This window comes from Ephemeroptericola cinctiostellae (genome assembly GCF_003339525.1).
Classification (GTDB): domain Bacteria; phylum Pseudomonadota; class Gammaproteobacteria; order Burkholderiales; family Burkholderiaceae; genus Hydromonas; species Hydromonas cinctiostellae.
The window spans coordinates 1,611,521-1,623,922 of record NZ_CP031124.1; the positions used below are offsets into that span (position 1 = coordinate 1,611,521).

Here is a 12,402-nt window from a genome sequence, read left to right on the forward strand (position 1 = left end):
TGAGCTTTAAGATTTTTATTTTGTAGTCATTTTTATCTGTGGGGAAAATAAAAAATTGGTATGGGGCTTGTGTGATTTACTTGAAGTGCTCTGAATACGAGGATATGATGTAAGGAATTAATAAATCTTTAATTATCTTAAACGTAGTTTTGCTACATTTTTTATTTTGTAAGTGCGTATGGCTATTTCAATGAAAAAAATTGGTTTGATGACATCTGGTGGAGATGCCCCAGGTATGAATGCGGCGATTCGTGCGGTTGTTCGTACTTGCGCTTATCATGGTATTTCAGCCGTGGGGATTGAAATGGGTTATCAAGGGCTAATTGATAATCAAATGAATGAAATGGGTGCGCGGGATGTGAAAAATATCATTCACCGTGGTGGCACTGTTTTGAGAACGGCTCGCTGTAAAGCATTTTATGCGGCGGAGGGGCGTGCAAAGGCGTATGAGAATTTCAAGTCCAATGGTTTGGATGCGCTGATTGTTATTGGTGGGGATGGTACGTTTACGGGTGCCATGCTGTTTTCTGAAGAATTCAACGTGCCTGTGGTTGGTTTGCCGGGTACGATTGATAATGATATCTTCGGTACGGATACAACGATAGGTTACGATACAGCACTGAATACTGTGGTGGATGCGATTGATAAGATTCGAGACACAGCGACTTCACATAACCGTTTGTTTTTTGTTGAAGTCATGGGGCGTGATTCTGGCTTTTTGGCTTTGAATGGTGGTATTGGCGCGGGTGCTCAGGATATTTTAATTCCCGAGGAGCATTTGGATTTGAATCGACTTTTCGCTTCTCTTGATCGCGGTTATCAAGCAGGTAAATCATCATCGATTATTGTGGTATCCGAAGGTGAAGAGGGTGGGGTGTTTGAAATTGTCAAGCGTGTGCGTGAGCATTATCCTGATTATGACATGCGTGTGACTGTGCTTGGACATTTGCAGCGGGGTGGCGCGCCGAGTTGTTCGGATCGGGTGCTTGCAAGCCGATTGGGAGTGGCTGCGGTGGAGGGGTTGATGGCTGGGCAATCGGGGGTTATGGCTGGATTGCGTGGTGGACAGGTTGTTTTTACGCCTTTGTCAGATGCTGTGAAGAAAAACCATGAGATTGATGCTGAATTAATACGAATTTCAGATATCTTGGCGGTATAAAAACAGGATGTAATGCGCATTTATGCCCTCGATTGATTGCAGAACAGCACGATCGTGCCGTACATTTAAAACATAAAACTTGCAATGCACCGAATAAACCCTGTTACAATAGCGACCATAAATCACACACGATTTATTTTTATGAATGGAGATTAAGCATGGAAAACATTGAACAACGCGTCCGTAAAATTGTTGCAGAGCAATTGGGTGTGAATGAAGCCGACATCAAAAACGAATCATCTTTCACTAACGACTTGGGTGCAGACTCTTTGGATACAGTGGAATTGGTTATGGCTTTGGAAGACGAATTTGAATGCGAAATCCCTGATGAAGACGCAGAAAAAATCACCACAGTTCAACAAGCAATTGATTACGTGTCGGCAAATGTCGGTAAATAATTGATTGGCAGTTATTTTGTTCTGGCTGAATGAATAAAAACAAAGAGACCTTTAATGCGGGTCTCTTTGTTTTTTCAGGAAGCCTTTAAGATGCAATAGCGCATAGCAGCTATTTTAGAATCGAAAAATAGGCAGGTTTTTCGAATGGGGAATTTTATGAGTAAGCGTAGAGTGGTGGTCACAGGTTTGGGAATTGTTTCCCCTGTTGGTAATGACGTTAGCACCGCATGGGGTAATTTACTTGCAGGGCAATCGGGCATTACTCGAGTCACTAAATTTGATGCGAGTGCTTTGAGTTGTCAAATTGCAGGGGAAGTTAAAAACTTTGATCCTGCAGAATACATTGGCGCAAAAGAGTTGCGCACCATGGATGCGTTTATTCATTACGGTTTGGCTGCGGGTGTTCAAGCTTTTCGTGACTCAGGTCTTGTCGTCACAGAAGAGAATGCTGAGCGCATCGGTGTGTCGATTGGTTCTGGCATTGGTGGATTGCCCATGATTGAAGAAAACTGCGGTAATTTATTCAATAAAGGTGCACGCCGTGTGTCTCCGTTCATGATTCCGGGTTCGATCATTAATATGATTTCAGGCCATTTATCGATCATGTACGGTTTAAAAGGACCAAATGTCGCGATTGTGACGGCATGCACAACAGGCACACACAGCATCGGTGATGCCGCACGCATGATTCAATATGGTGATGCGGATGTCATGGTGGCTGGTGGCGCAGAAGGTACGGTGTCAGCTTTGGCCATGGCTGGTTTTGGTAACATGCGCGCACTTTCTAGTCGAAATGATGATCCAGCAACGGCTTCACGCCCTTGGGATAAAGACCGTGATGGTTTTGTGTTGGGCGAGGGGGCTGGCGTGCTGATGCTAGAAGAGTATGAGCATGCCAAAGCACGAGGTGCAAAGATTTATGCAGAAGTGGCTGGTTATGGCATGAGTGCAGATGCCAATCACATGACGGCGCCATGTGCCGATGGTGACGGCGCCATGCGTGCGATGCGTAATGCGATGCGTGATGCGGGTGTGAGCCCTGACGAGGTGGATTACATCAATGCACACGGCACATCAACGCCGTTGGGTGACGTGGCTGAAACCATTGCTGTGAAGCGCGCTTTGGGCGATCATGCCAATCAAGTGGTGGTGAACTCGACCAAGTCGATGACTGGACACTTGTTGGGTGGGGCGGGTGGTGTGGAGGCTGTGTTTTCAATCTTGGCCATCCTGAACCAAAAATCGCCACCAACAATTAACTTGTTTACACCAGGCGATGGATGTGATTTGGATTATTGCGCAAATGCTGCACGGGACTTAAAAATTGATGTGGCCATTAGTAATTCATTTGGTTTTGGCGGCACAAACGGTTCGGTGTTATTTAAGAAAATATAAGCATCTTGTTTTTAAGCATTGTTTGTTTTTCTTTTTTCCTCTAAAAAACGGCTGATTGCCTCAATCAGCCGTTTTTTATTGGGGTAAAACAAGGGAAAAACAAATTTTTTAAAAAAAGTTACAGTTATTTGAAAAAATAGCTTGCGTAAAATTATTGATCTGGGTATACTATCGTTCTTGGTAGGGGAAGCGTGGCAGAGCGGTTTAATGCTACAGTCTTGAAAACTGTCGTGGATTTACGTCCACCGTGAGTTCGAATCTCACCGCTTCCGCCAATCATACCTCTTAGTTTTTCTGGCGCGGGGTGGAGCAGCATGGTAGCTCGTCGGGCTCATAACCCGAAGGTCGTAGGTTCAAATCCTGCCCCCGCAACCACTAAAATGGTCACCAGACAGTTGGCAGCACAATAAGAAAGCCAACATTATATTCTCATATTTTTCTTTTTAAATATAGTAATGACCAAGCAATGCTTGGTTTTGTTACATCTAAGTGGCGTGCAATACAATTGCCGTCAAATGCCCGAACTTAAGCGCATGGTCGCTTGGTCGTCCATATACAATGGTTTCCATGACACTTTATGAATTAAAACGCATCATTGAGGCGCTGATTTTATGTCACGATGCGCCAATGTCTCTGGCACACATCAAGCATTCACTGGACAGTGATTTAAGCAATGAACAAATGCGGGTTTTGCTTGAAGAAATCGCTGAGGAATGGCGTTCTCGTGCCATTAATCTGATTCAGGTGTCGACGGGGTGGCGTTTCCAAAGTGCGCCAGACTTGGCGCCTTTTTTAGATCGCATGCGCGCGGAGAGGCCTGCTGCATATTCACGAGCAGTGCTTGAGACTTTGGCTATTATTGCCTATCGACAGCCTGTGACTCGAGGTGATATTGAGGACATCCGTGGTGTGACTGTGTCATCGGAAATCATAAAAAAGCTTGAAGAACGTGGTTGGATTGATGTGGTTGGCCATAGGGAGGTGCCTGGGAGACCTGCTCTCTTGGCCACAACCAAGCAATTTTTAGATGATTTGGGTTTACAGGGCCTACACGGCTTACCCTCATTGGTGCAATCGGATGAAGAGCCTGCTGAGCCTCAATTGTCTTTGGATGGGGTTAAGCAATTGACTCAAATCGTTGAGTCGCATGCGGCTGCAAGTGCTGAGGCAGCTTCTTCTTTAGAGGTCAGTATCGAGTCACTTGAGTGGACGCACAACGATATTCAACATGCAGATGTTGAGACGGGTTTGAATGATGGTTTTTTAAATCGAGATGAGCCTATCGACGATGCGTTGCTGCAAAAAATCAATGATTTGCCTATTTGATGCCAAGACCTTTATTTAAATGAGCCTTCATCTCAGTCAAATCCAATAGAAAATATAAATAAACTTTTGAGTCCACTGGCAGAACTGCTGCCTGATGATCCAATCCCTCAATCTTAAAGTAGAGCGCTATGAGCCAAAACAAGAACAATCCGTCTAACCTGTCGTCTGATGCGGAGACAGCGGGTAATGTGCCAAAGAAAAAGAGCACCCTTTTGCGTGGGCCTCATGGTTTGCGCAAGCGGCGTGAGGATGATCACCCTGCTAAAAAACCCCGTGTGATTCAAGAAGTAGCACAAAAAACTGTGCGAGAAAACAATGTGGCACACACTTTTTTAGAAACTGATGACAGTTTGCCTGCTCAGTGGGGTTGGCAGGATAAACCAGAATCTAATAAATCTGCACCACGTGAGCGGGTGGGGCAGCGTTTGTTTCGTGCAGGTCTTCGTTCTAAGGGTAAAGATCGACATGTGCAAGAAAGTACATCACGCGAAGTGCGCTTGGATGATGACGCGAGCGACATTGATGTTGCTGAGGGTTCGGTTAAACTGCAAAAAGTACTGGCTGATGCTGGTGTGGGTTCACGCCGAGACATGGAAGAGCTGATTGTTTCTGGGCGTGTATCGGTCAATGGTTTACCTGCTCATGTGGGGCAACGAATTGTAGATGAAGATCAAGTGAAGGTGAATGGCAAATTACTGCAGCGCAAAAGTTTGATTCCAACGGTCCCACGCATTGTCATTTACCACAAGCCTGCAGGTGAGATTGTCAGTCATTCTGATCCAGAAGGTCGTCCAACGGTATTTGATAAGTTGCCGTTTACCCGCAAAGGCAAATGGTTGGCTGTTGGGCGTTTGGATTTTAACACTGAGGGTCTGTTGATTTTGACCACATCGGGTGACATTGCCAATCGAATGATGCATCCCCGCTACGAGCAAGAGCGTGAGTATGCGGTTCGCGTGTTAGGTGAAGTGACCAAAGCGCACATTGAAACCTTGAAAAAAGGGATTCAGCTGGACGATGGTTTGGCGAAGTTTTCTGTTGTTGATCAATTGGGTGGCGATGGTGCAAACCGTTGGGTGCGCGTGGTCATCAGCGAAGGGCGTAACCGTGAGGTGCGGCGTATGTTTGAGGCGATTGGTTTGACTGTGAGTCGCTTGATTCGAGTGCGCTTTGGCCCTGTCATTTTGCCGAGTTTGCTTAAGCGTGGGCGCTTTGAAGAGTGGCAGCGTCCACAGGTTGTGCAGTTGATGCGCGAGCTTGGTTTGAATGCACAAGTTGAAACGGCTGTTAAGCACTCACGTGGTGGCCGTGGTTATGGCGAGCAAAGCGGTCAAGACAATCGCCGTAAGGTTGAGATTGTGCCCGAAAATGCCCATTTAATGAGCGCTTTTGGGGTTGAAGTGGTCAAAGAAGTGGGTTTGACTGGGCGCGGTAGTTTGGGGGGGCGTCCCAATCAGGCTCGCGGGGCGGCTGTCCGTACACCCAATCGTGGGGTCGTGGGCGCACAAAGATCCCGCGTAACAGCGGGGCGCGTGCAGGGTGGTCAAGGTGGTCGCACGCCGAATGAAATGGCCGATGGTCGTCGAGGAGGACGCACGGCCAGCCCAGTGGAGAAAAATCCGAGGGTGGCATCTACTTCTGGTCAGCCATCGGCACGTGGAAAAACTGCTCGTGGGGTTGCGTCAACAGATCAACCTCGTCAAAGTGTTGCAGCGCGCTCAGGTTTGTATGGCGGTCGTCGCAACGGATCTGGCGGTCGTCGAGGTGGTAATAATGGCAATGGTGGTGAGTGATTCGATCCACCGATTGGGTGTGTAGGTGTTTGCGTTCCATTTGAAGGGCGGGCATATGGCTGTTTTTTTTAAGCAACCGGATCAATTGACGTCAGAGCGTTTTATGCTGAGGGTCGTGCAGCAGGATGATTTTGATGCTCTGTATGCCGCGGCTTCGGATCCTTTGATCTGGGAATATCATCCAAGCAAGCGACATCAGAAAAAAATCTTTATTGATTTTTTTGATGCCATGATGAGTGATGGCTGTGCATTGCTCATTTTGGATCGACAGACGCAAGAGGTGATTGGTACGACACGATTTTACGATGTGAGTGAAGAGGCTTGCAGCGTGGCGATTGGCTACACATTTTTGACGCGCGCATATTGGGGCGGCACGGCCAATCAAGAAATTAAAGCTGTTTTGTTAAACTATGCATTTGGTTTCTCTGGGATTGAGCGCGTTATATTTCATATTGCTGCGAGCAATATTCGCTCGCAGAAGGCCATTGAAAAAATAGGTGCACTTTATTCCCATCAAGAGTGGCGTGGATTTTCTCCGGCAACCCCGATTGAACATTGTGTTTATTATTTGACCCGAAATATCAATGAAATACTGAAAAGTAATTGAAAAACAAGGAAAAATTGAGTATAATGTCGAATGATTTAACAGGTTAATGTGCAGTTGGCCACAAATAAATGCGGTGCATCGCGTTTATTCAGCTGCGCAGTCAAAGATGGGCGCCACGAGTGGAGCCCATTTTTTATGGTTGTTGCATATGCAATGGCCCCATTTATTTAAATTTTAATATGGATTTTATGTGGTTTTAGCATGAGTTTTGTTTGAAACCACCAACAGAAAAAGTGAGTTTCACTTTTTTGAAGTAAATTATTTTATGACATTAGAACAATTAATTACCCAAACTTTAGCGGGTTTGAACTACGAGCTGGTCGATGTTGAGCGCTCGGGCAATGGGTTGATGACCGTTTTCATTGATCACATTGATTTCGAAGCGGGCAAGCCCATCATGATTGACGATTGTGAGGCGGCCAGTCGTCAGTTGACTTACGTTTTTGAAGTTGAAAACGTAGGTTACGAGCGTTTGGAAGTGTCGTCTCCTGGTATGAATCGCCCATTGAGGAAGCTGTCGGACTATGCTCGTTTTGCAGGTTTGGAAGCAAACATCAAACTGAAATTATCCGTTGATGGACGCAAAAATTTCACAGGTAAGCTCCAAGAAGTCAATGAGGGGGCGGATGAAAGTGCGCAGTTGGGTTTGGTTTTTGAGCACGAAGGTGCGGAGCAATTACTTGAATTTGGATTGGCAGATGTGGACAAGGCGCGCTTGGTGCCTGTTTATAATTTTAAAGGGAAGCAAAAATGAACCGTGAAGTGTTGATGTTGGTGGATGTTTTGGCACGCGAAAAAAACGTTGATGTGGACGTGGTTTTTGGCGCATTAGAAGCGGCGTTGGCTTCTGCGGCCAAACGCCGTTACACCGAAGAGGGTGTGGATTTGCGCGTGCAAATAGACCGTGACACCGGCTCGTATGAAACTTTCCGTCGCTGGGAAGTGGTGCCCAATGAAGCAGGTTTGCAAGAGCCTGATCGCGAGATTTTGTTGTTTGAAGCACAAGAAGACATGCCCGAAATTGAAGTCGGTGAGTTTGTTGAGGAAGAGGTTGAGTCTGTTGAGATCGGTCGCATTGGTGCACAAACAGCCAAACAAGTGATTCTGCAACGCATCCGTGATGCTGAGCGAGATCAATTGTTACAAGACTTTTTGGCGCGTGGCGACAAAGTCATGATGGGCACGGTGAAACGTGTGGATAAAGTCCAAGCGATTGTTGAGTCTGGTAAAGTTGAAGCGGTGTTGTTGCGTGAAAATATGATGCCGCGCGAGAATTTTCGTGCAGGTGATCGCATCCGCGCTTACATGGCCGAAGTGGATACAACAGCCCGTGGTGCACGTCAAATTTCTTTGTCACGCATTGCTCCCGAATTTTTGATGGAGCTGTTCCGCCAAGAAGTGCCTGAAATCAATCAAGGCACTTTGGAGCTTAAAGGTGCTGCGCGTGATCCTGGTGTGCGTGCCAAATTGGCAGTGCATGCGGTTGATCCCCGCGTGGATCCAGTGGGTACCTGTGTCGGTGTGCGTGGTTCACGCGTGACCGCAGTTCGCAATGAAATTGGTGGCGAAGCAGTGGACATCGTGATTTGGGATGAGCAGCCTGCCCAATTTGTGATGAATGCATTGTCGCCTGCAGTTGTGAGTTCGATTGTGGTGGATGAAGATTCTAAATCCATGGAAGTTGTGGTGGATGAAGAAAATTTGGCCATTGCCATTGGTCGATCAGGGCAAAATGTCCGTTTGGCAAGTCAATTGACTGGCTGGCAAATTAATTTGATGAGCCAAGCCGAATCCGCTGAAAAACATGAAAAAGAAAGTGCCGCTTTGGTGGGCTTGTTCACGGCTAAGTTGGACGTGGATGAAGAAGTGGCGATGATTTTGATCGAAGAAGGTTTCACCAGTTTGGAAGAAGTGGCGTATGTGCCTGTTTCTGAAATGTTGGAAATTGAAGCCTTTGATGAAGACTTGGTTGAGGAATTGCGCACACGCGCCCGTGCTGCCATTTTGACGGATGCGATTGCTCAAGAAGAAAAAGCCGATACCGTACAAAATTTGTTGAGCCTCGAAGGCATGACCACTGCGTTGGCCGCACAGTTGGCTGATCATCATATTTTGACACGCGATGATTTGGCTGATTTGGCTGTGGATGAATTGATGGAGATGACTTCACTCGATGAAACACAAGCCAAAAACATGATCATGAAAGCCCGTGAACATTGGTTCACTGAAGAAGCGTGATCGTGCGGTAAATGGTTGGGGCGGACGGTTAAACTGAAAGCCCATAGAACACAGTTGGACAAAAAAGAATCGAAGGTAAAATATGATAAATACGACGGTAGACTTGTTCGCGCAAGAGCTCAAAATGCCAGTGGATGTGCTGTTGGAGCAATTGCGTGGAGCAGGCGTTGACAAATCATCGGGTGGTGATGTTCTGACCGAAACCGATAAAACAGCGTTATTGTCATCGCTGCGCCGTTCGCATGGTGCGGTGGATGATGGCAAAAAGAAAATCACTTTGACGCGTAAGTCAACCAGTGAAATTCGCCAAGCCGATGCAACAGGTAAGACCCGCACGGTACAAGTTGAAGTGCGTAAAAAACGCACCTTTGTTGCTCGTGAAGAAGCTGCTGCGCCTGTTGTGCAGCAAGAGGAAGAGCTCGCTCCTGTTGCTGTCGAGCCTGTTACTGAAATCGTTGCGAGCATTCCTGCTGCACCCATTTTAGACGATGCAGAAATTAAAAAGCGTGAAGCGGAGTTTGCCCGTACCCAAGAGTTGTTGGCACGTCAAGAAGCCGATGCGCGTGCACGGGTTGAGCGTGAAACTGCAGTGATCAAGCCTGTTGAAGTCGCAGCCGCACCTGTTGAGCCCGCACAGATTCAAATGGTCGCCTCTGTTCAACCTAAGAAAAAAGAAACACCACCTGTGGCACCTGTAGAGAAAAAGCAAACCAAAGAACAAGTCCGTGCTGCACGTGAATTAGAAGCAGCAAAAGCCGATGCGGAACAAGCCCGTGCGAGCTTGGAACAAGCCCGTGCAGAGCGTCAAGTGCAATCCAATTCTTTGGATGCAGAGCGCGAACGCCGTCGTCAAGCAGCCGAAGCCGAAGCTGCAAACATCAAGCAAATGATGTCGCAGCCAGCGCGTACTTTGGTTGCTAAACCGATTGAAGGCACCTTGCACAAACCCAATAAGCCAGAAGGCACTGCGGTTAAAAAGCCTGTTGTTGTGGCCACAATGGAAACCACAGCTTCTGTGCGTGAAGATGCCAAAAAAGGTGGAAAAGGCGTTCCTGGTAAAAGTGCAGGCGATGGCGCACGTGGTCGTGGCGGCATGAAAACCCGTGGGGGCATGGTCGATGATCGTTCTCGTCGTGGTGGTGGCAAGAAAAATCGCCACCAAGCCGAGCACAACGATGAAGTGGGTAGCTTCAATGCACCAACTGAACCCGTGGTGAAAGAAGTTCATGTGCCTGAAACCATTTCTGTGGCTGATTTGGCGCATAAAATGGCGATTAAAGCCATTGAAATCATCAAAGTATTGATGAAAATGGGTCAAATGGTCACCATCAATCAAGTGCTTGATCAAGACACTGCGATGATTGTGGTTGAAGAATTGGGTCACAAAGCATTTGCAGCAAAATTGGATGACCCTGATGCATTTTTGGAAGAAGGCGTTGAAGGCGAGCATCATGATGCCGAGCTCTTGCCGCGTGCCCCTGTGGTCACGGTTATGGGTCACGTCGATCATGGTAAAACGTCGTTACTTGATGCGATTCGTCGTGCACGTGTGGCACATGGTGAAGCGGGTGGCATCACCCAGCACATCGGTGCGTATCATGTGGAAACCGATCGCGGCATGATCACCTTCCTCGATACCCCTGGTCACGAAGCGTTTACGGCGATGCGTGCCCGTGGTGCGAAAGCGACAGACATTGTGATTCTCGTGGTCGCTGCGGATGATGGCGTGATGCCTCAAACCAAAGAAGCCATTGCCCATGCGAAAGCAGCTGGTGTGCCTTTGGTCGTGGCAATTAATAAAATTGACAAACCCGATGCAAACTCTGAACGCGTGAAAAATGAACTCGTTGCTGAAGGTGTTGTGCCTGAAGAATACGGTGGAGATTCACCATTCGTTGAAGTTTCAGCGAAAAAAGGCACGGGTTTGGATGAGTTGCTCGAACAAGTGTTGTTGCAAGCTGAAGTGCTTGAGTTGAAAGCGCCTGTTGATGCACCAGCCAAAGGCCTCGTGATTGAAGCTCGTTTGGACAAAGGTCGTGGTTCAGTGGCAACGATTTTGATTCAAAGCGGCACATTGCGCAAAGGCGATGTCTTGCTTGCGGGCACAACGTATGGTCGTGTGCGCGCCATGTTGGATGAAGATGGTAAAAACATCAACGAAGCAGGGCCTTCAATTCCTGTGGAAATTCAAGGTTTGTCAGACGTGCCCGCTGCGGGTGAAGAGGTCATGGTTTTGGCTGATGAACGTAAAGCACGTGAAATCGCTAACTTCCGTCAAGGTAAATACCGTGAAGTGAAATTGGCACGCCAACAAGCGGCGAAACTCGAAAACATGTTTGAAGTGATGACGGGCGAGGGTGGTTCGACGGTTGAAGTACAAAACTTGACCCTGTTGATTAAAGCTGACGTTCAAGGTTCACAAGAGGCTTTGGTTCAATCATTGCAAAAACTGTCAACCGAAGAGATTAAAGTCCAAGTCGTACATGGTGGTGTGGGTGGCATTTCTGAATCTGACATCAATTTGGCGATTGCTTCTGGTGCGGTCATCATTGGCTTTAACACCCGTGCAGATGCGCAAGCCCGTAAGTTGGCTGAGTCAAATGGCGTGGACATCCGTTACTACAATGTGATTTATGACGCAGTTGATGAAGTCAAAGCGGCGATGACAGGCATGTTGAGCCCAGAGAAGAAAGAAGAAATGCTGGGTCTGGTTGAGATTCGTCAAGTCATCAAAGCGACGAAAATCGGTACGATTGCAGGCTGTATGGTACTCGAAGGCATGGTCAAACGTGGTGCGATGGTTCGCATTTTGCGAAACAACATTGTTGTGCATACGGGTGAACTCGAATCGCTCAAACGCTTCAAAGACGACGTTAAAGAAGTTAAAGAAGGTTTTGAATGTGGTTTATCGATCAAAAACTTCACTGAAATTGAAGAAGGCGATCAACTCGAAGTGTTTGAAATCAAAGAAGTGGCACGTACTTTATAATCTTTGGCTTCACGCAGCATCGCTTAGGGCGGCTTGAACCCAAGTCGCTCCCTGTATGACCAATCAAAAAAATCGTGATGATCGACTCATTGTGAATGTTTTTTGGTTATTTATTTGAAATTGATTTTATGGCAAAAAAACCAGCCACAGACCGCACGGTACGCATTTCTGAGCAAATCAAAAAAGACGTTTCTGTTTTGATTCAACGTGAAATGCGTGATCCGCGGATTGGTCTTGTGACGATACAAGAAGTACAACTGACGCCCGATTATGTGCATGCCAAATTGTTTTTCACGGTGTTAGGGGCTGATTCGGCGGTCACTGAGAAAGTGTTGAACGAGTCCGCTGGCTTTTTGCGCAATCATTTGTTTAAGATGTTGCGCATTCACACGGTACCCACTCTGCATTTTGTATTTGACAGCAGTTTAGAAAAAGCGATTGAGTTGTCCTCATTGATTGATGCGGCCAACTCAACACCGCCAGTAGAAGATTAAGCA

General features: G+C 47.0%; 10 protein-coding genes and 2 tRNA genes. All 12 read left to right on the plus strand.

Annotated features, from left to right (window positions below; genetic code table 11):
* Positions 1 to 190 precede the first annotated feature (190 nt).
* The 12 genes from pfkA (at position 191) to rbfA (ending at position 12,399) form a co-directional block, all read left to right on the plus strand.
* The gene (pfkA, locus tag DTO96_RS07310; protein ID WP_225972449.1) at positions 191 to 1,159 is read left to right on the plus strand and encodes a 6-phosphofructokinase; all 969 of its coding nucleotides are present in this window, start codon (positions 191 to 193) and stop codon (positions 1,157 to 1,159) included.
* Positions 1,160 to 1,317: 158 nt separating this feature from the next.
* Positions 1,318 to 1,557: an acyl carrier protein gene (gene acpP / locus DTO96_RS07315; RefSeq protein ID WP_114562897.1), complete on the plus strand. Its 240-nt coding sequence runs from the start codon at positions 1,318 to 1,320 to the stop codon at positions 1,555 to 1,557.
* A 156-nt stretch (positions 1,558 to 1,713) separates the two neighbouring features.
* Positions 1,714 to 2,952, plus strand: a complete 1,239-nt coding sequence (gene fabF, locus DTO96_RS07320; protein ID WP_114562898.1) for a beta-ketoacyl-ACP synthase II — start codon at positions 1,714 to 1,716, stop codon at positions 2,950 to 2,952.
* A gap of 185 nt (positions 2,953 to 3,137) precedes the next feature.
* A tRNA-Ser gene (locus tag DTO96_RS07325) sits at positions 3,138 to 3,227 on the plus strand.
* Positions 3,228 to 3,250: 23 nt separating this feature from the next.
* Positions 3,251 to 3,327, plus strand: a tRNA-Met gene (locus DTO96_RS07330).
* A 192-nt stretch (positions 3,328 to 3,519) separates the two neighbouring features.
* Positions 3,520 to 4,278: an SMC-Scp complex subunit ScpB gene (gene scpB, locus DTO96_RS07335; protein ID WP_157964367.1), complete on the plus strand. Its 759-nt coding sequence runs from the start codon at positions 3,520 to 3,522 to the stop codon at positions 4,276 to 4,278.
* Between the two features lie 128 nt (positions 4,279 to 4,406).
* Positions 4,407 to 6,071, plus strand: a complete 1,665-nt coding sequence (locus DTO96_RS07340) for a pseudouridine synthase (RefSeq protein ID WP_114562900.1) — start codon at positions 4,407 to 4,409, stop codon at positions 6,069 to 6,071.
* 55 nt (positions 6,072 to 6,126) lie between these two features.
* On the plus strand, positions 6,127 to 6,678 hold the full coding sequence (locus tag DTO96_RS07345) for a GNAT family N-acetyltransferase (RefSeq protein ID WP_114562901.1): 552 nt from the start codon (positions 6,127 to 6,129) through the stop codon (positions 6,676 to 6,678).
* Between the two features lie 265 nt (positions 6,679 to 6,943).
* On the plus strand, positions 6,944 to 7,432 hold the full coding sequence (gene rimP, locus DTO96_RS07350) for a ribosome maturation factor RimP (protein WP_114563966.1): 489 nt from the start codon (positions 6,944 to 6,946) through the stop codon (positions 7,430 to 7,432).
* On the plus strand, positions 7,429 to 8,916 hold the full coding sequence (gene nusA / locus DTO96_RS07355) for a transcription termination factor NusA (protein ID WP_114562902.1): 1,488 nt from the start codon (positions 7,429 to 7,431) through the stop codon (positions 8,914 to 8,916). The genes rimP and nusA overlap by 4 nt, the downstream gene beginning before the upstream one ends.
* Before the next feature lie 82 nt (positions 8,917 to 8,998).
* Positions 8,999 to 11,905 carry a translation initiation factor IF-2 gene (infB, locus tag DTO96_RS07360; RefSeq protein ID WP_114562903.1) on the plus strand — a complete coding sequence of 969 codons (2,907 nt, stop codon included), beginning with the start codon at positions 8,999 to 9,001 and terminating at the stop codon, positions 11,903 to 11,905.
* 128 nt (positions 11,906 to 12,033) lie between these two features.
* Positions 12,034 to 12,399 (plus strand): 30S ribosome-binding factor RbfA, encoded by a 366-nt coding sequence (gene rbfA / locus DTO96_RS07365; protein WP_114563967.1) that lies wholly within the window; start codon positions 12,034 to 12,036, stop codon positions 12,397 to 12,399.
* Positions 12,400 to 12,402 lie beyond the last annotated feature (3 nt).

Bases quoted from the DNA above. Each gene is read 5' to 3' on its own strand.
- acpP (WP_114562897.1), top strand. From the start codon at position 1,318: ATGGAAAACATTGAACAACGCGTCCGTAAAATTGTTGCAGAGCAATTG.
- DTO96_RS07340 (WP_114562900.1), top strand. From the start codon at position 4,407: ATGAGCCAAAACAAGAACAATCCGTCTAACCTGTCGTCTGATGCGGAG.
- rbfA (WP_114563967.1), top strand. From the start codon at position 12,034: ATGGCAAAAAAACCAGCCACAGACCGCACGGTACGCATTTCTGAGCAA.
- infB (WP_114562903.1), top strand. From the start codon at position 8,999: ATGATAAATACGACGGTAGACTTGTTCGCGCAAGAGCTCAAAATGCCA.
- DTO96_RS07345 (WP_114562901.1), top strand. From the start codon at position 6,127: ATGGCTGTTTTTTTTAAGCAACCGGATCAATTGACGTCAGAGCGTTTT.
- scpB (WP_157964367.1), top strand. From the start codon at position 3,520: ATGACACTTTATGAATTAAAACGCATCATTGAGGCGCTGATTTTATGT.
- pfkA (WP_225972449.1), top strand. From the start codon at position 191: ATGAAAAAAATTGGTTTGATGACATCTGGTGGAGATGCCCCAGGTATG.
- rimP (WP_114563966.1), top strand. From the start codon at position 6,944: ATGACATTAGAACAATTAATTACCCAAACTTTAGCGGGTTTGAACTAC.
- nusA (WP_114562902.1), top strand. From the start codon at position 7,429: ATGAACCGTGAAGTGTTGATGTTGGTGGATGTTTTGGCACGCGAAAAA.
- fabF (WP_114562898.1), top strand. From the start codon at position 1,714: ATGAGTAAGCGTAGAGTGGTGGTCACAGGTTTGGGAATTGTTTCCCCT.